The sequence below is a fragment of the Gordonia sp. LMA167 genome, assembly GCF_058130025.1.
Window position 1 is genome coordinate 6,160,179 of sequence record NZ_CM176708.1, and the last position, 21,895, is coordinate 6,182,073.

The window sequence follows — 21,895 nt, forward strand, 5'->3', positions numbered from 1 at the left end:
GCACGGGTCGCGGATCCCTCAACGGCCGTTGTACCGACCGTCTTTGGGGCAGAGTGAATCGCCACTAGCCTGGGTGCTGTCGGCGCGATCCCGGGGTCTGTCGGCGCGATCCCGGGTGCTGTCGGCGCGATCCCGGGTGCTGTCGGCGCGATCCCGGGTTCTGTCGGCGCGATCCCGGGTTCTGTCGCGCTGTGGGCGCTACAGCGTCACGACGTCCGACGTCGGATCGATCAGGACCTTGGCATGGTGTTCGGCGCTACCCAGCGCGTCGAAGGCCGCCGGCACACCGCCGAGACCGACCGTCGCGGTGACCAACGGGCTCGGGTCCACCTTGCCATCCGCGATCATGTGCAACGTCTCGTAGAACTCGCCCGGGTCGTAGGCGAAGACGAACCGCAGCTCGATCTCCTTGTTGATCGGCATCGCCGGCCGGAAGGTGTCGGGCTGCATGCACACACCCACCACCACGACCCGCGAGCGGAACGGGGCGTGCGACACGATGTCCTCGATGATGCCGGGCACGCCGACGCATTCGAACACCACCGGTCCCTGCGGGGTCGCGCCGACGCGTTCGGCCACCCGCATCACCTTCGCCCAGGGCACGCCGGGAATGCGTTGCAGGTCGTGCATCGCGGAGAACGCGGTGCCGAACAGGTCGGAGGCGCTGGTCAGATACTTGTGTTTCTGGTTGCCCGCCTGCCACGGCGAGTCGGAGACCGGGTCGACGACGACGTCGGCGCCGCAGCGGCGAGCGAGGTCGCGCCGACCCGCCGACAGGTCGCTGGCCACCACCGTTCGCACGCCCGCGGCCTTGAGCATCAGGATGACGGCCAGCCCGATCGGACCGCACCCGATGACCACGGCGACGTCGCGTTTGCCCACCTCGCCGCGCCGGACCGCGTGCCGGGCCACCGCCATCGGCTCGGTCAGTGCGGCGAGTTCCGCGGACACGCCGTCGGGGACCGGCATCGTCATGTCTTCGGCGACGAGCATCAGATCGGCGTACGCGCCCGGTGCCTGCGCCGACAGTCCGGTCAGGTGCGCGACGTCGCCGTGCTTGATCATCGGCACCGACACCACCGACGTCCCGGGCGCCCACCGGCGGCGGCATCCCGGGCCGTAGGAGACCACGTCGCCGGTGAATTCGTGTCCCATGACCACCGAGTCGCCCGAACGCATGAAAGCGTGATAGCCGACCTCGTCGGCGACGTCGGCGCTGGCATCCGCGTAGGTCCGCGCGTGTAGGTCAGATCCGCAGATACCCGCCCGGATGACCCTGATGAGGACCTGCCCGGTCCCCGGCGTGGGTGTGGGTAGATCGACGATCGAGAGCTCGCCGCCCTGACACGCCACTGCTTTCACGTTGTTGTCCCCCTTCGTGACGCTCGCTACGCTCGCTCCTCAGGGAGCGGTGGTGACGTGCCCCATGATCCCTGAGGAGCCTCCGAGCCTGCGAGGAAGCGTCCCCCGATCCCTGAGGAGCCTCCGAGCCTGCGAGGATGCGTCCCCCGATCCCTGAGGAGCCTCCGAGCCTGCGAGGATGCGTCCCCCGATCCCTGAGGAGCCTCCGAGCCTGCGAGGATGCGTCACGAAGGGTCGCCCTTCGTGACGCTCGCAAGCTCGCTCCTCAGGGAGCGGGTGGTGAAGTTCGCTCCTCGGGGGCGAGGACGCCCGCGCCCTGTCAGCCGAAGTAGACGCTACCGCGACGGCTCAGCATCCGGAACAAGGTCTGCTGGATTTCCTCGCGGACGTGATCGGTGAGGTCGAAGACCACCATCGGGTCGTCGGCGGAGGCCTCGTCGAACGACCCGGTCTCAATCGGGCGCCCAAAGTGGATGTGCCACTTCGAGGGCAGCGGGACCACCCCGAGCGGACCGAGCCACGGGAAGATAGGCGTGACCGGAAAGTACGGCAGCCCAAGGATCTTGGCGAGCGGCTTGAGGTCAGCGAGCATCGGGTAGATCTCCTCGGAACCGACGATCGAGACCGGGATGATCGGTGCCGCATTGCGCAGCGCGGTGGTGACGAACCCGCCGCGGCCGAAGCGTTGCAGCTTGTAGCGGTCCTTGTAGAGCTTCCCGATCCCCTTGTACCCTTCGGGCCACACCGCGGTCAGCTCACCTGCCCGCAGCAGTCGGTCCGCATCGTGGTTGCATGCCAGGGTCGCACCGACGCGGCGCGCCACCTCACCCACACCCGGAGCGTCAAAAGCCATGTCGGCAGCGAGAAGTCGGAGATACCGGCCGGTCGGATGATTGTCCCGGACGGCAACCGAGGTCATGATCGCGTCGATGGGGATGGTGCCCGCATGGTTGGCGACCAGCAACGCACCACCCTCGACGGGCAGATTCTCGATGCCGGTCACCTCGACCCGGAACCACTTCTCGTACACCTGACGTACCGCAGGCAACCACACCGACTCGGTGAAGTGCGGATCGAAGCCGAACTCGTCGACCTCGTACTCGCCGGTCATCCGCTCCCTGATGAACCCGGCGGTTGCGGTCAACGAGTCGGCGACCGCTCCACGGATACCGGACAGAGAGAACAGTGGACTTGAACGTGAGGGTCCGAGATGTTCGACGCCGAGGGACTCCGCGGGGAGGCGCACATCGTCGTTGATCGGGGTCACCGGCGCCGCAGGCTGGCCGAAATCGTCGGTGTTCGGGTGTCCGACTTGCGCCGTTTGCCGGGACTTGCGTTGCGCAGGTGTGGATTTCGTGGGCGTGGCGGTCCCGGCGGGCTGCTGACTGGGATGTCGCTGACGTACCTGTTCACGGGCCATACGCGCTCCCCCACGTGCCTCGGCACTGTTTCCGGGGGATGCGTAGAGCTGAATCACCTTCGCGGTACGTGCGTCGCTCACGCCACCTGCCAAGCTTCTCACCCCTGGGTCACAATTGATTTGAAGATCACATCCGATGACCGCGCTGGCAATCTGCATTCATGGTACGCGTATATCGGAGTGGGTCTGTTGTCCAAGTCTAGAGCCTTGATCGACTTCGTGCCCACTTGTAGGCCATGTTGCCGACCGCCAACCTTATCGCGATTCACTTGCGTGGATTTCATTGCAGCTGATGCGCTGCCGAAACCACACGTCGCTCCAGCGAACGCCACGAATCCGGTGCGATCACCGCGGTCGAGGCACCTCGCTCGATGAAGTCGTCAACCGTTTCGATCGTCGTAAACCTGGGTGCGAAGCCGAGTTCCTTGCGCATGCGCGTGGTGTCCAGAACGCGCCCGTAGGTGAGGTACTCGGTCTGGCTCGACCGTAATTTCGCCGAACGGAGGTCTTGGAAGACCCCGGTGATCGGCGCCATCAAACTGCTCGGCACCGGTAACTCGACGTGCCCGATACGACGGATCGCCTGGGTCAGCGTCACCACGCCCTCCCCCGACACGTTGAAGGTGCCGGTCTTGCCGGCCAGCGTCACGTGCTCCATCGCCGCCAACGCGTCCTCCTCGTGCAGGAACTGCAGTCGGGGCTGATAGCCGATGACCGTGGGCACGATGGGTAGCGAGAGGTAGGACCCCATCCGCGTGTTGATGCGCGGCCCGAGGATCGCCTGGGGTCGCACGATGGTCACGTCGATGTCCTGGCGACGTCGCCCGAGCCCACGGACGTACCCCTCGATGTCGAGGAGGTCGCGACCGTAACCGCGCTTGGGTTCGCGGCGCGCCGGCGTCTCCTCGGAGAAGTGCGACGGATCGTGGGCACTCGCACCGTAGACCATCGCCGTCGACCGCAGGATCAGTCGCTTCACCGACGGGCTGCGCTGGCAGGCGGCGCACACCTGCATGGCGCCCACGACGTTGAACTCCTTGATCGCCGACGAATGCGGCGCCGTCTCCATGATCGACGTCGCGGCGTGCACGACGGTGTCGACCTCGTAGCCGGCGATCGCCTTGGCGATCGCCGGGCGACGAATGTCCAGCCGCAGGAACTCCGCCCGGCCCATCCGCCGCATCAGGTCCTTACGAGGAAGGCGCGAATCGACGGCGAGCACCCGTTCGATCGCCGGGTTGGCCGCGAGGCGGGCGACCAGGTAGCCACCGAGAAAGGTGGATGCGCCGGTCACCAGGACGGTCCGGGGCGGCGATGCGGGCGACTCGTCGGTCATCCTCACAGGCTAACGGGGCATTCTGAGACCCGCCTGTTCGGTCGCGAAACTCAGGCGACCGAATTTGGTGGCGCATCATCGGCCCCGTGGCCCGTGCGATTGTCGGCCGGTCCACAAAGACGAAGAACCCGCACTCGGCGGGTTCTTCTCGGTGATGCCGGAAGGGGTCTGTGACCCCCACCGACTATTTACCGAGTTTGCGGCGCTGCACCCGGGTCCGCCGCAGCAACTTGCGGTGCTTCTTCTTCGACATGCGCTTGCGACGCTTCTTGATCACTGAACCCATCGGGGTGCTTCCTCACGGTTGACGCGGTTGTTCTGACGGTCTGATGTGCCAACCGGCGTGACGCACACGCGCGGGCATCAGCACGCGACCTCCCACATTACCGGTCGGTGATGATCAGGAAAAATCCGGTCGCCAAAAGCCACGACTCCCTCGGCCGATCACACCAGTTGTGTGACCCGCCGAGGGAGTCGGGAGCAGAGCGAGCAGGCCGAAACCTGCAGCTGCAATGAGTCGGACTAGCCGACGTCGAAATACGAGGTCTCGAGATAATCGTGCACAGCCTTGGCGTGCACACGGAACGATCGGCCCACACGAACGGCGGGCAGCTCACCACTGTGCACGAGGCGATACACGGTCATCTTCGACACGCGCATCAGCGACGCAACCTCGGCGACCGTGAGGAACTGCGAACCCGAGGTCGCATTGTTTACCGCACCGGTCCTGTCACCAGGCTTTTCTGCAGCCATGAATTACTCATACCTCCGGAGCACGCGTCGCGGCCGCCGGCTTCCCCTCCGGCGGACACCAGACACGCACGTGCTTAAAGGAGCTTAGCGTGGCTGATGTGAAAAAAGCGACGTGAGTTGTGTGGTTATTGCGCCGGATGTGACGTCGCACCCCTACATCCTGGGGTTTCTCTGCGAATTACCCCTAAATCATGGGGCGTCGACTTCGACGCGCCCGGCGTTCGGGCCGCTCAAACCCTCAATCTCTGGTCGATGTCCGGCCTTGGCACTGACGGCTGCAGAGGCTCGTGTGGCCTCGTAAACGCCATGTCGGAAGCCGTTGGCCTCGAACTGCCGGATCGCCGCGGCGGTGGTGCCGCCCGGCGACGTCACGGCGGCACGCAGATCGACCGGCGACAGTCCCGACTCGCTGAGCAGCAGGCCCGCGCCGCGAATGGTCTGGACGGTCAACTCGGATGCCTGCACGCGGCTGAGGCCGAGCGCGACCCCCGCATCGATCATGGCCTCGGCCATGAGGAACACGTACGCGGGCCCGGATCCGGACACCGCGGTCACCGCGTCCATCTGCTTCTCCGGGACCACCGACACCTTGCCGACCGACTCGAGCAGCCGGACGACGGCGGCGAGCTGGTCGTCGCCCACGTAGCGGCCCACCGACACCGCCGACATCGCCTCGTTGACGAGCATCGGGGTGTTCGGCATGACGCGGATCACCGGCGAACCGGCCTGCAGCGCGTTCTCGTATCGGCTGAGCGGCAGTCCGGCCACCAACGTCACCGTGACGCGTTCGGACTCACCGGCGTCCTCGGCGCTCGCGAGCTGACGCAGCACCGAATCTACGTCGTCGGGCTTGGTCGCGAGGAACACGTACTGCGCGCCCTCGGCTGCGGTGGCGACGTCGGTGACGAGTACACCGTATTCGTCGGCGATCTCCTTGGCGCGTTTCGGCATCTTCTCGGCGACGACGAGATCCTTGGTCGGCTTGCCCGACTGGATCAGGCCGGCCAGCAGTGCTTCGCCGATCTTTCCGCCACCGACGATGGCGATGCGTTCGGTCACGTGTGATGCCTTCCTGACTTGCTTTGCCGGACCCGCAGCGGTGGGTCCGGAGTTGCTATCTACGTTGCGGGATGAGGGCGAGTTGCCGCGACTGGGCGACAACTGTCCCGATCGAGTCCACCACGACGTGGTCCTCCTCGAACATGCCGGGTCCCACCTCGGTGCTCGTGGCGGCGAATCGCAGCCAGCCCGGCGCGGGGTGCCGGCGGACATAGGTCGTCAACTGGACGGTCGGCGCCCACCCGAACAGCGCCAGATTCATCACCACCGGCGGCGAGATATCGCAGACGAGCACCGCGAAGTTCGTGTCGGGCTCGCCGCCTTTCGGGCGGGCCCATCCCCGGACGACGGGGGCGCCGGTCTCACCGCGCGCCACGGGGAAGGTCTCGTGATCGAGGACCAGGTCGAGGGCCGGACCGAGATGATTGACGTCGGCGATCGGCGAGTTGTCCAGGCCGATGCCGTCGGCCGGCGGCTCAGCGGGCGTGCCGTCGAGCGCCGTCGGCCCGGAGTGGTGCGGGGTGCCGGTGTCGGCGCGCGCACAGGTGATCGACGACGACACCATCGTGCGACCACCCTGGACCGCGTCCACGGTCATGACCGTGACGGTACGACCCCGTTTGCGGACCAGCACCTCGAGATCGATCTCCGCGGCGTTGGGAGCCGTGAGGTAGTCACTGGTGATCGCCACCGGGATCTTGTCGGTCTCGAAGTCCCCGCCCGACTCACCGTCGGTCGCGAGTTCGGTGAGGGCGCGCTGCGCGGCATGCGCGACGACCATCTGCAGACTCCCGCCGTGCACCTTGGGCCCGATGGTGAAGACGGGATCGATGGCGCCCCGATAGGTGATCCGGTCGGCACCGGCTCGGGCGACCTCGGTGAGGGTCAGCACCTCGGCAAGCTTCTGGTTCATCGTTCCGCTCGTTGATGTCGTCGGGTCGAGCACCGGTCGGCTCAACTCCGTTCGGAACGGACCCGCCCTGGCTCGTCGGCCGGCAGCCCCCTGGCAAGATGCCGCCGCGCAAAATCTAGCGAACGGGCCAGCAGCGCACTGCGTTCGGGTTTGGTGCGGGCCGAACTCGTTGTGACCTCCAGCACAACCGCGCCGGCGAAATCGCTGGCCGCGAGTCGGCGGCACACCTCGGCGCACGGCTGATTGCCGTCGCCGGGCAACAGGTGCTCATCGGTCGCGGCGCCGTCGCCGTCGGCGAGATGGAGGTGGGTCAGCGCCGACCCCATCCGCTCGTACATCGCCATCGCGTCGGCACCGGCGGTCGCGGTGTGGGACAGATCGAGCGTGTAGTGGGCATAGCCGTCGTCGGTGGGATCGATCGACTTGCCGAACGCCGACGCCGATATCCCGGGCCCGCCGCCCCGATGGCGCAGACGCTTGGCGGATCGCTGCCCGGCACCGAACAGCCGATCCGCCCGCATCGGGAACATGTTCTCCACGGCGATCGCGATGCCGCTGTCGTCCTCGAGCTCAGCCACCAGATCGTCGAATCCGTCGACATAGGAGCGTTGCCAGCGGAAGGGCGGGTGTACGACGACGGTCTGCGCGCCGAGGTCCTCGGCCGCCTGGATCGATCGCCCGAGCTTCACCAGCGGGTCACGACCCCAGACGCGCTGGGAGATGAGCAGGCACGGGGCGTGCACCGAGAGCACCGGCATCTGATAACGCTCCGACAGATACTCCACGTGCCCGATGTCCTGGCTGACCGGTTCACCCCAGACCATCAGTTCGACTCCGTCGAAACCGAGTTCCGCGGCGTAGGCGAATGCGGCCTCGGTGTTCTGCGGGTACACCGAGGCGGTCGAGAGTCCGATCGGGATGTCGCGGATCTGCGGAGGTGGATTCACGGTCCCTCAGGTGGCCAACAGGACGAGCGGGCCGATCGTGACGATCAGACCCACGCCCATCGCCAGCAATGTGGTCGTCAGGTCCTTTGTCCGTCGCACGAGGTGCGCGAACGTGACGATCCCGAAGATCACCAGGACCGCGAGCACCAGCGCGAAATAGACGTTCCATTTCCACAGCTCGGTGAAGCCCCAGAACAGGCCGATCCCGACGGCCAGACCGGCGAGTGCCTGCCCGATGATCAGCGCCCACGCCAGCGCCGGCGAGTGCTCGCCCTTCGCGGTCTCCGTCGCGGGTGCCTCGGCGGTGTCGGTGTGGTCGACGGCGCCGCTGTCGCCCCCGTCGCGGTCATCGACACGGGCATCGACGTCGCGCTCATGATCGTCGTGGTGGTGAAGGTCGTCGTGAAGGTCGGTGTCGTGAAGGTCGTGGTCGTCGAGGCCGTGGTCGTGAACGTCGTGGTCGTGAACATCGCGGTCATCGACATCGTGGTGGTCGAGGTCATCGCGCTCGATGTCGGCGGTGACCCCCGAGTCGGCAGTGGCCGGGAGCACCTGCGTGACCTCGTCGGGCGCGACATCCGTCGCATCGTCCGTGTCCACCGGGTCGGTCTCCACCGTGTCGATCGCCTCTGTTCGGGCGTTCGCGGCCGCGGCGATGGCGGCCCCGGCGGCTGCGGTCACCGCGATCCCGGCGCCCATCGGACGCGCCGAATCACCGTCGGTCTGTCCCGTCGACGGCTCGTCGGCCGCGCCGCGGTCGGATGCGGTGAGCGTGTCGGACTCGTCGATCCGGTCGTCGAGCCCGTCCGCCGGGGTGGCGGGCTCGACGTCGGCGACCTCCGAGCGCGACTCGGTCTCGGCGGCCGCAGCGGAGTCGCCGCCGGCTTGGGCGGCGCGTTCCCGCGCGGCGGCCGGCCGGGCGGAGCGGTCCACGTTCTTTTTCTTGAATCGTCCGAAGAGGCCTTTGCGGGGCGCGGGCTCGTCCTCCTCGACGTCGGCGAATGCTCGGTACGCCTCGAAGTCTTCCGCGGCGTCGCCGTCCACGACCTCGGCGAAACGCTTGTCCCCCGAACCAGGCCGCATCCCCGCGGTCGATGGCTCCTCGGTGGAGGTTCCCTCGGTGGGGGAATCCTCAGTGGGGTAATCCTCGGACGCCGGCGACGCGAGATCGACGACGTCGACATCGTCTTGTTCGACCACGACGAGCCCCTCGCGGTTGTCACCGACGACGGGGATGATGCCGGTGACGGCGTTCGCGTTCTCGGCCTCCTCGGCCTTCGCCGCACGCCGAGCCACCTCGGAGGCGTGGAAGTCGCGCGTGGCGGGCTGGGCGTATCCGGGCATCCCGCTCGCCGACGTCGGTGTGGGGCGATCCGGTGTGGGCGGGGTAGCGGCCGGTCGGCGTGGTGGCGCCGCGCGGTCGGGAACCGGCTGATCCTCGGCGTACCGACGGGCGACCGGGGTCGCCGACCTGGGGAAGGAACCGGTGTCCGAGCGCCTGCCGCCGGACCTGGGAGAAGTGTTGTCTGCGTCGGCGGAGCCGATCCGCGGGATCTCGCCGGTCAGTTCCGAGACCGACACCGATCCCTCGCGCCCGACCCGCCGACGTCCCCTCGACTCACGGGTACCGCTGCCGGCCGGACCGCCCTCGGCCCGGCTGCGTGCCAGCAGCTCCGAGACCGAGATCGGCCGGGAATCGGTGTTCTCCGGCCCGTTCGCTCCGCTCCCGGAACCCGATTCGTCAGACATACAGTGAGCTCTCCGTCCTCGAGTTCATCGCGCCCGCACGTCGGACGTCTTCGCTTGCAGTGTCCACCCATCCGACAGCCGACGGACCGGCGCACCGATCAGCCAACGCCGAGATCCGCCACCGCGGTTCCCCGCGTCTCGGTGCCGCGGGCCCCCACCTGCACCGGCTCGGCGTCGAGCCGCCGCAGGATGACCCCCTCACGCAGCGCCCACGGACAGATCTCAAGTGTATCGACTGACATCGCTCGCATGGCCGCCTCGGCGACGAGCGCTCCCGCCACCAGCTGACCGGCTCGATCGGCGCTGACGCCTTCGAGTTCGGCACGGTCGTCACGGGTCATCCGGGAGATGAACGAGATCAGCTGACGCAGACCGCTCGAGGTGAGCTGGCGTTTCACTCGCGGGCCTGCGCTCGACGGCGCGGCGCCGGTCAGGCGGGCGAGGCTGCGGAAGGTCTTCGACGTCCCGACCGCGAGATCGGGTTTGCCCGGCGCGAGCAGTTCTTTCGCCGCGGGTCGCAGCTCCGCGTCGAGCCAGTCGCGCAGCACCGACACCCGACGGCGATCGGGCGGGTCGCCGGGCAACCATTCCCGGGTGAGTCGGCCGGCGCCCAGCGGCAATGACAGCGCGACATCCGGCTCCTCGTCGACGCCGTTGGACATCTCGAGCGATCCGCCACCGATGTCGAGGGCGAGGATGCGGCCGGCGCTCCAGCCGTTCCAGCGCCGCACGGCCAGCGAGGTCAGGCGCGCCTCGTCGGGGCCGGTCAGGACCGTCACCGCGACTCCGGTCTTGTCCGCGACCTCGGCGAGCACCTCGTCGCTGTTGCTCGCATCCCGCACCGCCGACGTCGCGAACGCCATGATCTGTTCACAGCCCGATGTGGAGGCGATGTGGGTGAACTCGTCGACCGACTCGATGAGCTTGGCGGCCGCACGGTCGGACAGGCGCCCGCGGTCGTCGATCTGCTCGGCGAGCCGAAGGACTGATTTGGTGGAACTCATGGGGGTGGGATGGCCACCGCGATGGGCATCGACCACCAGCAGGTGGACCGTGTTGCTGCCCACGTCGAGCACTCCTAGACGCACGCTCTCAAACCCTACTGCGTCGGCCCTGAGGCCCGGGACCCGGCGGGGAAATCCGGCCGACCCGCCCGAGACCGCCGGAGATCGTCGACGGCGGTTACCGTTGATATGTGACACGCACCGAAGCATCGCGCACCGAGGCCTCCGCGCCGGCGCGCAAGCGGATGACCCCCGCACCCGAGGTCGATCTGGATTTTCCGCGCGAGTGGTATGAGTTCGCGGATCCGGACGATCCCGATCAGGTGATCCGAGCCGATATGACGTGGCTGCTCTCCTACTGGACGTGTGTCTTCGGCACCCCGGCCTGCCAGGGCATCATCGAGGGCCGCGAGGACGACGGCTGCTGCAGCCACGGTGCGTACCTCTCCGACAAGGACGACCGCAAGAACCTGGCCAAGGCCATGGCGATGCTCACCGAGGACGACTGGCAGTTCTACAAGAAGGGATCGGGCAAGGACCCGCTCGGGCCACGTGGCTACCTCGAGGAGAGTGACCTCGACGACGAACCGGCACTCAAGACCCGAAAGCACAAGGGAGCCTGCATCTTCTTGAACCGTCCGGGTTTCGCCGGCGGCCCCGGCTGCGCCCTGCACTCGATGGCACTGCGGCGCGGACTCGAACCCTTGACCGTCAAACCCGAGGTGTGCTGGCAGCTGCCGATCCGCCGCGAACAGGACTGGGTGGAACGCCCCGACGGCACCGAGGTGCTGCGGACCACGATCACCGAATACGACCGCCGTGGTTGGGGCGAGGGTGGCCACGACCTCAAGTGGTACTGCTCGGGCTCCCCCGACGCTCACGTCGGCGCCACGCAGGTGTGGGAGTCCTACGCCCCGGAGCTCACCGAACTGATCGGCAAGCCGGCCTACGACGCCCTGGCCGCGGCCTGCCGCCGCCGAAACGGCTTGGGCCTCATCGCCATTCACCCCGCGACGGCCGCCGCCACGACCAGGCGCGAAACGGATCAGAAATACAATCTGATCGAGGAGTGAGGGCCTCGCTTCCCCGGTTCCTGAGGAGCCAGCGAGCTGCCCCCGCCCCCTGAGGAGCCTCCGAGCTCACCCGCTCCCTGAGGAGCCTGCGAGCCCTGCCCGCCGCTCCCTGAGGACCCTCCGAGCCTGCGAGGAAGCGTCACGAAGGGCGCCCTTCGTGACGCTCGCAAGCTCGCTCCTCAGGGACCGGTGGTCGAGTTGCCTACGACCTCAGGGACCGGTGGTCGAGTTGCCTACGACCTCAGGGACCGGTGGTCGAGTTGCCTGCGAGCCCTGCACCCGCCCCCCGATCAACCTCAGAACCTGCGAGCCCTGCCCGCCGCTCCCTGAGGAGCCTCCGAGCCTGCGAGGAAGCGTCACGAAGGGGCGCCCTTCGTGACGCTCGCAAGCTCGCTCCTCAGGGACCGGTGGTCGAGTTGCCTGCGAGCTCCATGCCCGGTCCCTGGCGCATCGGCAAGAAACCAGCGTCGGGCCTCTACGGCTCGAACTTGTAGCCCAGGCCGCGGACGGTGACGAGATGCTTCGGGTTGCTCGGATCGGGTTCGATCTTGGAGCGCAACCGCTTGACGTGGACGTCGAGGGTCTTGGTGTCCCCGACGTAGTCGGCGCCCCAGACCCGATCGATGAGCTGACCCCGGGTCAGCACCCGGCCGGCGTTGCGAAGCAGATACTCGAGAAGGTCGAACTCCTTGAGTGGCAGGGTGATCGCCTCGCCGTTGACGGCGACGGTGTGGCGTTCCACATCCATGCGGACCGGCCCCTCCTCGATCACGCCGATCGCGAGTTCCTCCTCACCGGTCTCGCCACCGCGCCGCAGCACCGCGCGGATGCGCGCGATGAGCTCACGCGCCGAGTAGGGCTTGGTCACATAGTCGTCGGCGCCGAGTTCGAGGCCCACGACCTTGTCGATCTCACTGTCGCGGGCCGTCACCATGATCACCGGAACCCCGGAGCGAGCGCGCAGCGCCTTACAGATCTCGGTGCCGGACATGCCCGGCAGCATCAGATCGAGCAGGACGATGTCGGGACTCACCCGGTCGAACACCGTGAGCGCGTGCGCGCCGTCGTTGACGACGCTGGCCTCGAATCCCTCCTTGCGGAGCAGGAAGGCCAACGGGTCGGCCAGAGATTCCTCGTCCTCGACGATCAGTACGTGGGTCACCGATGCATTTCCTCTTTCGCGTATGGATGATCGGTGCGTCGCACCGGATCAATGGTCTGGGGGGAAACTGCGGTTTCGCGCGACTCGGCAGGATCGGCGGCCAGACTGGGGAAATCGCCGGACTCGACGACGTCGACGGTCAGATCCTGCGGAATGCACAGAGTGAAGGTCGATCCCGTGCCGGGCTTGCTCCACAGGCCGATCGACCCGCCGTGATTGGCCGCGACGTGCTTGACGATGGCCAGACCCAGGCCGGTGCCGCCGGTCAGCCGCGACCGCGCCTTGTCCACCCGGAAGAAACGTTCGAACACCCGCTCCTGGTCATCCGCGGCGATGCCGATGCCGCGGTCGGTCACGGCGATCGCGACCATCGGACGGCCGTCGATCGGAGTGATCCGACGACTGATGGAGACGGTGGTGCCGGCAGGCGAATAGGCGATCGCGTTGACGACGAGATTGCTGATCGCGGTCAGCAACAGCATCCGGTCACCGCGCACCGTCAGCCCGGTGGGTTCATCCGCCTGCAGCGTGATCGAGGCGGCCTCGGCCGTCGTGGTCGCGGTGTCGATGGCCTCGGAGATGAGTTCGTCGATGTCGACGGTGGTGAATGCCGGCGTCTCCCCGCCCTGCAACCGTGACAGCGCGATGAGCTCGCTGACCATGTTGCCCAGGCGATCGGCCTCGGTGAGCACCCGACGGCCGAAATGCTGGACCGATTCCTCGTCATCCGACGATTCCAGCAGCGCCTCGGTCAGTAGACCGATCGCGCCGACCGGGGTCTTCAGTTCATGGGAGACATTGGCGACGAAGTCGCGACGGGTCGCCTCCACGCGGCGGTGTTCGGTGTCGTCGGTGCCATAGACGACGGCGTACCGCTCGTCCTCGTGGGCCACCAGACGCACCAGGCAGCGGACCGATTCGACGTGGCGGGCCGTCGCACGCCCGGTGGAGACGAAACCCAGAGCCGACTGCGGGGGGCTGAATTCGAAGCGCGATTCCACAGCGGTGTCGAGGACCTCTTTTGCCGCATCCCAGACCTCGTCGGCCAGAAGGCGATCACGCACCACCCCGAGCTCGACGGCCTGGCTGTTGTAGAGCACGACGTCGCGGAAGCGGTCCACGACCGCCACCGCATTCTCGCTGTTACGCACGATGAGGCTGAGCAACCCGGCCTTGGTCATCCGGCCGTCGTCGGTGGTCAGCGACACGTCGGAGTCGCGGAGCCGGGCGGTGTCGGCCACCTCTCGGGGTGCGTTGGCGGTGATCGGCCGCTGCTCCACGACTTCGGTCACGGCGACAGAGTCGGAGCCGGATGCGTCGGTACCGGACCGACGCATCGCCCGCTCGACCCAGCCACGCACGTGTCGATTGAGTCCCAGCAGGACCCCACCGACCAATGCAATGGCGATCGCCGCGAATAGCAGTGCAACGGTCACCATCGCAGCTTACGGCGCGACGAACGCCTTTCGCACATCCATCGTCACTGTTCGGCCGCTGTTCACGCACTGTTCGATCAAGCCCACGCGCCACTGTCGCGACAGTGCTAATCCGGGCCGGTGACCGCCGTCACCGAGCTCACTGCGGAACCGGCACCGCCATGTCCGCATACTCCGGATGCTGGGCGATGAACCGCTGCACATACGAGCACACCGGCACCACCTGCTTGCCGGTGTCACGGATGTCGTCGAGCACCACCTTGACCAGCTCACCGGCATATCCATGACCACTGAACTGTTCGTGGATCACGGTGTGCGTCAACACCACCTGATACGGCTCAGAGACATAGTCGAGATAGCCGACAACCCGTTCGTCGTCGTTGCCGTAATCCCCTTGGCCGGTCGCGTCTGCGGCGGGGCCCGGGCTCAGAATTGCTTCGTAACGCTCCTGAGCTGGGGAATGGTTGATCCGGAGAGTCCCGACATTCGCCATGGCATCCAATGTAGCGCGCCGCACATCATCGGGACCATGAAGTTTTCATTACGGCTGCTCACAGACGAGCTCTCGCTCACTTCTGGCCCTGCGCCGCCACGGCCGCGGCACCGGCCGCCGCCGCTTCCGGGTCGAGGTAGGTGCCGCCTGGGTTGAGGGGCTTCAGGTCGTCGTCGAGGTCGTAACGCAACGGGTTGCCGGTGGGGATGTTCAGTTCGGCGATGTCGGCGTCGGAGATCTCGTCGAGGTACTTGACGAGCGCACGCAGAGAATTGCCGTGAGCCGCGATCAGCACCGTCTTGCCTGCCTTGATGTCGGCCGCGATGGTGTCGAGGAAATACGGCACCATGCGTTCGACGACGTCCTTGAGGCACTCGGTCAGGGGCACCTCGGCCAGATCGGCGTACCGCGGGTCCTTGGACTGGCTGTACTCCGCGTCGGGGTCGATCGGCGGCGGCGGGGTGTCGTAGCTGCGACGCCACAGCATGAACTGCTCGTCACCGAACTCTTCCTTGATCTCGGTCTTGTTCAGACCCTGGAGCTTGCCGTAGTGCCGTTCGTTGAGCCGCCAGTCCCGCTTCACCGGAATCCAGTGCCGATCGCACCGATCGAGGGCGATCTGGGCTGTCTGGATCGCCCGACGCAGCACAGATGTGTACAGGATGTCGGGCAACAGGTCGTGCTCGATGAGGAGTTCACCGGCGCGCACCGCCTCGGCTTCGCCCTTCTCGGTGAGCGCCACGTCGACCCAGCCGGTGAACTGGTTGGACGCATTCCACTCGCTCTCGCCGTGCCGCATCAGAATCAGGGTGCCGTTGCTCATGGCAGTCAGTTTCCCACATGGGACCGCGCCGGTCTCGGCGTCGGGCCCATCCGCGGCGCCGACTTTGCGGCTACCGATCCGGGCGCGCACCGGAGCGACCGGTCGAGCCGCCGATCGCCCACACCGTCAGATAGGCGAGACCGAAGAACGCGGCGACAGCCATTGCCACTCCGGTGGATTCGACCTGGGCGAACGGAGAGCGCACCCATTCCAGGGCGGACGCCACCACGGCGTCGGGCCGGGTCACCAGATCCCAGGAGTTCCATCGCTGGAAACGGCCGATCACGATGCCGATCGCACACAACCCCACCGAGACGATCACGGTCGCCCACCCGGCGGCCGGACCCACCTCGCGCTCCACCCGCCGATGCACCATCAGCATCGACACCACACCGAGGATGATTCCCGTCCACGCGGCGAATCCGTACTGCAGCACATGCCGCCAGAGGTCGTAGCCGTCGGCCAGATGGACGAGATCGGTCACCAGGTAGGGCGCGTTGGGCAGGAAGGCCAGCCAGCCGAGACCGAGAGGGATCAGCCAGATTCGTTGCCGGACAGCGATGAAGCCGAGCGCGAAGATCATCGGCAACCAGGCGAGGAAGAGGTTCCACACCAGGAACCGGGTCGGGTAGAACTCCGGTGATGCCGGATCGGTGATGCCGAGCACGACGGTGAGCGCGGTCGTCGCGAGCAAAGCGACAGCGAGCACCACCCGGTGCACGTGGGTCATCGGACCAGTCTGCCCGGCGGCGCGGAATCGAGACGCACGATGAGGTCACGAACCCGTCGACGTGCGATCAATGACCCGCGAATCGGACAAAACGGGTCTAACTTCACTGTCATGACCGCCAGCGCAGATGCCGGCGCCACCGGCACCGACACTCCCGAGCCTGAACTCAAACGTGTACTCGGGTGGAAGTTACTCCTGCTCTTCATCATCGGCGATATCCTGGGCACCGGCGTTTACGCGCTCACCGGTCAGGTGGCCGGCGAGGTCGGCGGTGCCGCCTGGCTGCCTTTCCTGATCGCGTTCGTCGTGGCCACGCTGACCGCTTTCTCCTATCTCGAACTGGTGACGAAATATCCGCAAGCCGCGGGCGCTGCGCTCTATGTCCACAAAGCATTCGGGGTGCATTTCATCACGTTCATCGTGCTGTTCACGGTGATGTGCTCGGGCATCACATCGGCCACGACGGCGTCTCGCGCGTTCGCGGTCAACATGCTGACCGCGTTCAGCGGCGGCGACAAGCCCGACACCGCCAGTCCGGCGCTGCTCTTCTTCGCGATCGCCTTCCTGCTGGTGGTCATGTTCATCAACTTCCGCGGCGTCGCCGAGGGCGTGGGCACCAACGTCGTGCTGACCCTGGTCGAGCTGTCGGGCCTGCTGATGGTGATCTTCATCGGCTACTGGTTCATCGTCGGCGGCAACGCCGAGCACTGGGATGCGGTGGTGGCCTTCGAGACCCCCGACGACAAGAACGTCTTCATCGCCATCACGGCGGCGACGTCACTGGCGTTCTTCGCGCTCGTCGGATTCGAGGACTCGGTGAACATGGCCGAGGAGTGCAAGGAGCCGGTCCGCATCTTCCCCAAGGTGATGCTCAGCGGCCTGGCGATCACCGCGGTGGTGTACGTGCTGATCTCGATCTGCGCGGTGGCGATCGTTCCGGTCGGCGTCCTCGCCGAGAGTGAGACCCCGCTGGTCGACGTGGTCCAGGCCGCGGCCCCCGACTTCCCGATCGGCGAACTACTGCCCTGGATCTCGATGTTCGCGGTCGCCAACACCGCACTCATCAACATGATGATGGCCAGTCGGTTGCTCTACGGCATGTCCAAGCAGGGAGTGCTGCCGACGTTCCTCTCCTACGTGCATCCGGGTCGTCGGACACCGGTCGCGGCGATCATCTTCACCACCGTCATCGCCCTGTGCCTGCTGGTGTACGTCAGCGCGGATCCGGAGAGCTCGGTGGTCGGCCTGCTCGGCGGCACCACCGCACTGCTACTCCTGGCCGTGTTCACCGTGGTGAACATCTCGGTGTTGGCGCTTCGCCGCAAGCCGGTGCAGCACAATCATTTCCGCACCTGGACACCGGTCGCCGTGCTCGGCGCCGTGACATGTGGCTACTTGACGTTGCCGGTCACCGGCCGCGACCCGGAGCAGTACGTGATCGCCGGCTGGCTCCTGCTCCTCGGCGTGATCCTGTGGGCCATCACCTATTGGCATCAACGGCGCCGTCACATCGCCGGGGACCGGCACCTCGAAGACGTGAACTGACCGAACTCGGGACAGATGAAGCGGATCGTGCCGGTTTCCGGCACGATCCGCTTCATCGCCGGGTCGACATCTCCGGGTGAACTCTTACTTGCGCAGGTCTTTCCGCAGGATCTTGCCCGAGGCCGACTTCGGAATGGCGTCGATGAACTCGACCGCGCGAACCTTCTTGTGCGGCGCCACCTTTGCCGCGACGAACTCGATCACCTCGTCCTCGGTCAGTTCCGCGTCGGGTTGCTTGACGACGAACGCCTTCGGGATCTCCTCCCCGTCGGCGTCATTGACACCGATGACGGCGGTGTCGGCGATCTTCGGATTGGTCAGCAGGAGCGCTTCGAGCTCGGCCGGCGGGACCTGATAGCCCTTGTACTTGATCAGCTCCTTGAGCCGGTCGACGATGTAGACGCAGCCGGTCGGGTCCACCCGCGCCATGTCGCCGGTGTGCAGGTACCCGTCGGCGTCGATGGTGTCGGCCGTGGCCTGCTCGTTGTTCAGGTAGCCCAGCATGACGTTGGGACCCTTCACCCAGAGCTCTCCGGGCTCGGACAGGCCCTCGGCCGGCAGACCGATCTCGTCACCGGTGGCCGGGTCGACGAGCTTGTTCTCGGTGTTCGGGATCGCCCAACCGGTCGACGACAGCGGCGGTTCGTCGTAACCCAATACGGCCTTGGTGTCGATCGGTATCAGGTGACTGACCGGGGACAGTTCACTCATGCCGTAGCCCTGCAGCATGTGCAGATCGAGTCGCTTGGCGACCGCCTTGCCGAGCTCGTCGTCGAGAGGCGCCGCGCCCGACATCATGACCTCGAGCGAGGACAGGTCGTAGTTGTCGATGATCGGATGCTTGGCGAGCGCGACCGCGACCGGCGGCGCGATGAAGGCGGTCGTGACCTTCTGATTCTGGATGTTCTCGAGGAACTCGGGAAGGTCGAAGCGTGGCATGATCACCAGCCGCCCCCGGTTGTACAGCGCCGCGTTGAGCAGCACGGTCATCCCGTAGATGTGGAAGAACGGCAGCACCGCGATCACGACGTCGTCGGCGCCCATGCCCTGCAGAGGTTTGATCTGGGCGACGTTGGCCACCAGGTTGCGGTGACTGAGCGCGACACCCTTTGGATTGCCGGTGGTGCCGGAGCTGTAGGGCAGGGCCGCGACATGTGTGGCCGGGTCGATGGTGACGTCCGGAGCCGGCAGGTTGGGTCCGAGGAGGTCGACGGCGTTCGGATGCCCGGACTGTTGCTCACCGTCGCCGTCCAGGATGATCAGGTTCTCGTCGGCGATCCCGACTTCCTTCGCCGCGATCGCGGCCTGCTCGGCCATCGGTGAGATCGTGACGAGCATCTTCGCCTGCGAGTCCTTGAGCTGCTTGGCGATCTCCGGCGCAGTGAACAGCGCGTTGATCGTCGTCGCCGTGCCGCCGGCCCGCAGGATGCCGTGGAAGACGGTGGCGAATGCCGGGATGTTCGGCGAGAGGATGCCCACCACGTCGCCGACGGCGATCCCCCGCGCCGCCAAGGCTCCCGCCGCAGCGTCGATCTGGCCGATCAGCCGCCCATACGTCGTCTCGTCGCCGGTCTTCGGGTCCACCAGGGCGACGCGGGCGAGGTCCTCGTCGGCTATCGAACCGAACAGGAAGTCATAGACGCTCAGGTTCGGGATCTCGACGTCGGGAAAGGGGCTCTGGAAACTCATGACACCTCCGTTGGGGAATACCGGACGTAATCGTAACAACATTCGTTGTCACGGTCGGTCCGGCGCGCAATGTCCGCATAGTCCGGTTTCGGCGGACCGGGAGGTCCGACGTCCGGCACCGCACAACTCTACGACGGCGCCCGATCAGGTGTGACATGTGCCACCCCATCGGTGACCGGTCGTACCCGAGGAACCGGTCAGTCAGTCGTCGTCGGAAAAGCTTGTGCCCGACCCGTCCCCGGCGGCATCCAACGACGTGGTCTCCCCCGGTACGTATCGGTCCGGCAGCGGCTCACCGGGTTCGGGCAGCGACTCCTTGTCGATGAGGTGCTCGAACGCGAGCAGATTGCGCAGCGATTCGCCGCGCGACACCCGCCACGCCCACTCTCGTTGGATCGACGTCAGGAAGCCGATCTCGAGAAGTGTGTTGAAGTCGCCGTCGGCCGCCTCGAGCACTTGGCCAAGCACGCGATCGATCTCGTCGGCGCCGATCGCATCCGCGGAGATCCGGCCCACCAGGTAGATGTCGCCGGTGTTGTCGATGGTGTAGGCGACGCCGTAGAGCCGCCGGTTGCGTCGCAGCAGGTAGCGGTAGACGCCTTCATGGTTCTCGTCGGGACGCCGGCAGACGAATGCCTCGACACGCACACCGTGCGGGCCCGCAGTCAGCAGCACGACGGTCTTCAGCTTGCGCTCACCGGGGAGTTCGAGCACGAGATGATCGGCCTGCGCACCTCCGGAGTCCTTGCGGCTGAACGAGATCTCGCGCTCGTTCAGCGTTGACTCGAGCAGTTCGACGATCTCGGTCTGATTCACCCGATCACCTTGCCTGTTGGAGTGTCACTGTCTGGTGGAGTGTCGCTGTCTGGTGGAGTGTCGCTGTCTGTTGGAGTGTCGCTGGTCCGAACGCCGGTCAGCCCTGACCGACGATCACCCTCGGACGGCGCCGACGCCACCGTCGCGACGCGCGACGAACCGACGCGGCACCGACGGCGCCCGGATTGCGCGCCGCGAATGACTGCATCGCCTCCGCGTAGCTGTTCAGCAGTCGAGTCGAGGTGTGCTCCCAGGAGAACTGCTCGGCATGGGCGCGGGCGTTGCCCCGCATCGCGGCCAGCCGGTCGGGTTGCGCGAGAATCCCGGCGAGGGCGTCGGTCCAGTCCTCCACGTCGTGGCCGTCGACGAGCACACCGGTGCGACCATCGGCCACTGCCACACTGAGTCCACCGACGTCGGCGGCCACCACCGGGGTCCCGCACGCCTGGGCCTCGATGGCGACCAGGCCGAAGCTCTCCGAGTAGCTCGGTACCGCAACCAGATCCGACGCGCGGTACACCTGTGCGAGCCGATCGGACGGCTGCGGCGGCAAGAAGGTGACCGAATCGGAGATACCGAGTTCGTCGGCCAGGTCGATCAGCGCGGTCGGCTGCGCGAGCCCGGATCCCGACGGACCGCCGACGATCAGCACCCGCAACGGGCGACCGTCACGTCGGGATCGCTCGATGATCGGGGCGGCGGCAGCCAGCAGGACGTCGGGAGCCTTGAGTGGCTGAATGCGGCCGACGAAGGTCAGCACGGTCTCGTCGGGTCGCAGTCCGAGCTCGGCACGTGCCGCCTCCCGCGACCCCGGCGAGTAGACGTCGAGATCCGCCCCGGGGGTCACCACGTCGATGCGCGACCGATCGGCGTTGTACATCGAAACCAGCTCGCTCGCTTCGGTTTCGGTGTTGACCACCATACGGTCAGCCTCGTCGACGACCTGCTGCTCGCCGATGACCCGCAGCATCGGTTCGGCGGTGTCGCCCTTGGCCAGTGACGCGTTCTTCACCGCCGCCAGCGTGTGCGCCGTGTGCACCAGCGGCACACCCCAACGATCGCGCGCCAGCCAGCCGACCTGACCCGACAGCCAATAATGCGAATGGATCAGGTCGTAGTAGCCGGGTTTGTGCATCGCCTCGGCACGCAGTACGCCTGCGGTGAAGGCACACAGCTGGGCCGGCAGGTCGCGTTTGTCGAGGCCCTCGAAGGGGCCCGCCACGACGTTGCGGACGGTCACTCCGGGCGCCGCGTCGACGACCGGCGCGTCCGACGACGACGTGGCGCGCGTGAAGATCTCCACCTCCACACCGCGTCGGGCGAGGCGCGTCGCGGTCTGCCACACGTACACGTTCATGCCACCGGCGTCGCCGGTTCCCGGCTGGGCCAGCGGTGACGTGTGCACGGAGACGAGTGCGACGCGCCGCGGCATCGGGGAACTGGTCATCCCACCAGCTTAGAGAAAGTCGCCGACCGCACCGTCCCCGCCCTTCGCGAGGTGCACGAACGTCGCCAGGTGTTCGCCGCGGAGCGACTTCCACCCCCGCTCCCGGAGAAGCCTCCGAGCTCGCGACCTACCTGCCCC

Annotated in this window: 20 protein-coding genes; 2 read left to right on the forward strand and 18 right to left on the reverse strand. The window is 66.8% G+C overall.

Annotation, left to right across the window (positions count from 1 at the left end; translation table 11 throughout):
- Positions 1–198: 198 nt before the first annotated feature.
- The 10 genes from ACVT6V_RS27630 to ACVT6V_RS27675 form a co-directional block, all read right to left on the reverse strand.
- Positions 199–1,362 carry a zinc-binding dehydrogenase gene (locus ACVT6V_RS27630; RefSeq protein ID WP_489897249.1) on the reverse strand — a complete coding sequence of 388 codons (1,164 nt, stop codon included), beginning with the start codon at positions 1,360–1,362 and terminating at the stop codon, positions 199–201.
- Positions 1,363–1,681: 319 nt separating this feature from the next.
- Entirely contained in the window at positions 1,682–2,875 is a 1,194-nt protein-coding gene (locus ACVT6V_RS27635) for a lysophospholipid acyltransferase family protein (RefSeq protein WP_489901042.1), read from the reverse strand.
- A 187-nt stretch (positions 2,876–3,062) separates the two neighbouring features.
- Complete coding sequence (locus ACVT6V_RS27640) at positions 3,063–4,118, reverse strand: NAD-dependent epimerase/dehydratase family protein (RefSeq protein WP_489897250.1); 1,056 nt, start codon at positions 4,116–4,118, stop codon at positions 3,063–3,065.
- Between the two features lie 184 nt (positions 4,119–4,302).
- The gene (locus ACVT6V_RS27645; protein ID WP_003402602.1) at positions 4,303–4,404 is read right to left on the reverse strand and encodes a 30S ribosomal protein bS22; all 102 of its coding nucleotides are present in this window, start codon (positions 4,402–4,404) and stop codon (positions 4,303–4,305) included.
- A gap of 236 nt (positions 4,405–4,640) precedes the next feature.
- Entirely contained in the window at positions 4,641–4,871 is a 231-nt protein-coding gene (locus tag ACVT6V_RS27650) for a helix-turn-helix domain-containing protein (protein WP_489897251.1), read from the reverse strand.
- Between the two features lie 189 nt (positions 4,872–5,060).
- Positions 5,061–5,930 (reverse strand): pyrroline-5-carboxylate reductase, encoded by an 870-nt coding sequence (proC, locus tag ACVT6V_RS27655; protein ID WP_489897252.1) that lies wholly within the window; start codon positions 5,928–5,930, stop codon positions 5,061–5,063.
- 55 nt (positions 5,931–5,985) lie between these two features.
- Positions 5,986–6,843, reverse strand: a complete 858-nt coding sequence (locus ACVT6V_RS27660; protein ID WP_489897253.1) for a thioesterase family protein — start codon at positions 6,841–6,843, stop codon at positions 5,986–5,988.
- A gap of 41 nt (positions 6,844–6,884) precedes the next feature.
- Positions 6,885–7,790, reverse strand: coding sequence for a sugar phosphate isomerase/epimerase family protein (locus ACVT6V_RS27665; RefSeq protein ID WP_489897254.1), 906 nt, complete (start codon positions 7,788–7,790; stop codon positions 6,885–6,887).
- 6 nt (positions 7,791–7,796) lie between these two features.
- Positions 7,797–9,539 carry an Rv0497 family membrane protein gene (locus ACVT6V_RS27670; protein ID WP_489897255.1) on the reverse strand — a complete coding sequence of 581 codons (1,743 nt, stop codon included), beginning with the start codon at positions 9,537–9,539 and terminating at the stop codon, positions 7,797–7,799.
- Between the two features lie 98 nt (positions 9,540–9,637).
- Positions 9,638–10,627, reverse strand: coding sequence for a Ppx/GppA family phosphatase (locus ACVT6V_RS27675; RefSeq protein WP_489897256.1), 990 nt, complete (start codon positions 10,625–10,627; stop codon positions 9,638–9,640).
- Between the two features lie 161 nt (positions 10,628–10,788).
- Here ACVT6V_RS27675 and ACVT6V_RS27680 point away from each other — a divergent pair, with 161 nt between their 5' ends.
- Positions 10,789–11,616, forward strand: a complete 828-nt coding sequence (locus ACVT6V_RS27680; protein WP_489901043.1) for a DUF3109 family protein — start codon at positions 10,789–10,791, stop codon at positions 11,614–11,616.
- A 475-nt stretch (positions 11,617–12,091) separates the two neighbouring features.
- Here the strand turns inward: ACVT6V_RS27680 and ACVT6V_RS27685 are convergent, their stop codons facing one another.
- The 5 genes from ACVT6V_RS27685 to ACVT6V_RS27705 form a co-directional block, all read right to left on the reverse strand.
- Positions 12,092–12,778 carry a winged helix-turn-helix domain-containing protein gene (locus ACVT6V_RS27685; RefSeq protein WP_489897257.1) on the reverse strand — a complete coding sequence of 229 codons (687 nt, stop codon included), beginning with the start codon at positions 12,776–12,778 and terminating at the stop codon, positions 12,092–12,094.
- The gene (locus ACVT6V_RS27690; protein ID WP_489897258.1) at positions 12,775–14,214 is read right to left on the reverse strand and encodes a sensor histidine kinase; all 1,440 of its coding nucleotides are present in this window, start codon (positions 14,212–14,214) and stop codon (positions 12,775–12,777) included. Before ACVT6V_RS27690 ends, ACVT6V_RS27685 begins: the two co-directional genes overlap by 4 nt.
- A 139-nt stretch (positions 14,215–14,353) precedes the next feature.
- Positions 14,354–14,707, reverse strand: coding sequence for a GNAT family N-acetyltransferase (locus ACVT6V_RS27695; protein ID WP_489897259.1), 354 nt, complete (start codon positions 14,705–14,707; stop codon positions 14,354–14,356).
- A gap of 76 nt (positions 14,708–14,783) precedes the next feature.
- The gene (locus ACVT6V_RS27700) at positions 14,784–15,530 is read right to left on the reverse strand and encodes a phosphoglyceromutase (protein WP_489897260.1); all 747 of its coding nucleotides are present in this window, start codon (positions 15,528–15,530) and stop codon (positions 14,784–14,786) included.
- Between the two features lie 70 nt (positions 15,531–15,600).
- A complete protein-coding gene (locus ACVT6V_RS27705) occupies positions 15,601–16,260 on the reverse strand; it encodes a DUF1361 domain-containing protein (protein ID WP_489897261.1) in 660 nt (219 codons plus the stop codon).
- A gap of 111 nt (positions 16,261–16,371) precedes the next feature.
- On the opposite strand from ACVT6V_RS27705, the gene ACVT6V_RS27710 reads away from it, so the two are divergent.
- Complete coding sequence (locus tag ACVT6V_RS27710; protein ID WP_489897262.1) at positions 16,372–17,805, forward strand: APC family permease; 1,434 nt, start codon at positions 16,372–16,374, stop codon at positions 17,803–17,805.
- Between the two features lie 84 nt (positions 17,806–17,889).
- Here the strand turns inward: ACVT6V_RS27710 and ACVT6V_RS27715 are convergent, their stop codons facing one another.
- The 3 genes from ACVT6V_RS27715 to mshA all read right to left on the reverse strand — a co-directional run bounded on the left by ACVT6V_RS27715 (position 17,890) and on the right by mshA (position 21,757).
- Positions 17,890–19,494 (reverse strand): AMP-binding protein, encoded by a 1,605-nt coding sequence (locus tag ACVT6V_RS27715; RefSeq protein ID WP_489897263.1) that lies wholly within the window; start codon positions 19,492–19,494, stop codon positions 17,890–17,892.
- A gap of 201 nt (positions 19,495–19,695) precedes the next feature.
- Entirely contained in the window at positions 19,696–20,310 is a 615-nt protein-coding gene (locus ACVT6V_RS27720) for a type III secretion system chaperone family protein (RefSeq protein WP_489897264.1), read from the reverse strand.
- A 97-nt stretch (positions 20,311–20,407) separates the two neighbouring features.
- The gene (gene mshA / locus ACVT6V_RS27725; protein ID WP_489897265.1) at positions 20,408–21,757 is read right to left on the reverse strand and encodes a D-inositol-3-phosphate glycosyltransferase; all 1,350 of its coding nucleotides are present in this window, start codon (positions 21,755–21,757) and stop codon (positions 20,408–20,410) included.
- Between the last annotated feature and the right edge of the window lie 138 nt (positions 21,758–21,895).

Coding starts and splice junctions, on each gene's coding strand:
- ACVT6V_RS27645 (WP_003402602.1), bottom strand. CDS start 4,404: ATGGGTTCAGTGATCAAGAAGCGTCGCAAGCGCATGTCGAAGAAGAAG.
- ACVT6V_RS27670 (WP_489897255.1), bottom strand. CDS start 9,539: ATGTCTGACGAATCGGGTTCCGGGAGCGGAGCGAACGGGCCGGAGAAC.
- mshA (WP_489897265.1), bottom strand. CDS start 21,757: ATGACCAGTTCCCCGATGCCGCGGCGCGTCGCACTCGTCTCCGTGCAC.
- ACVT6V_RS27695 (WP_489897259.1), bottom strand. CDS start 14,707: ATGGCGAATGTCGGGACTCTCCGGATCAACCATTCCCCAGCTCAGGAG.
- ACVT6V_RS27705 (WP_489897261.1), bottom strand. CDS start 16,260: ATGACCCACGTGCACCGGGTGGTGCTCGCTGTCGCTTTGCTCGCGACG.
- ACVT6V_RS27660 (WP_489897253.1), bottom strand. CDS start 6,843: ATGAACCAGAAGCTTGCCGAGGTGCTGACCCTCACCGAGGTCGCCCGA.
- ACVT6V_RS27700 (WP_489897260.1), bottom strand. CDS start 15,530: ATGAGCAACGGCACCCTGATTCTGATGCGGCACGGCGAGAGCGAGTGG.
- ACVT6V_RS27680 (WP_489901043.1), top strand. CDS start 10,789: ATGACCCCCGCACCCGAGGTCGATCTGGATTTTCCGCGCGAGTGGTAT.
- ACVT6V_RS27650 (WP_489897251.1), bottom strand. CDS start 4,871: ATGGCTGCAGAAAAGCCTGGTGACAGGACCGGTGCGGTAAACAATGCG.
- ACVT6V_RS27715 (WP_489897263.1), bottom strand. CDS start 19,494: ATGAGTTTCCAGAGCCCCTTTCCCGACGTCGAGATCCCGAACCTGAGC.
- ACVT6V_RS27710 (WP_489897262.1), top strand. CDS start 16,372: ATGACCGCCAGCGCAGATGCCGGCGCCACCGGCACCGACACTCCCGAG.
- ACVT6V_RS27640 (WP_489897250.1), bottom strand. CDS start 4,118: ATGACCGACGAGTCGCCCGCATCGCCGCCCCGGACCGTCCTGGTGACC.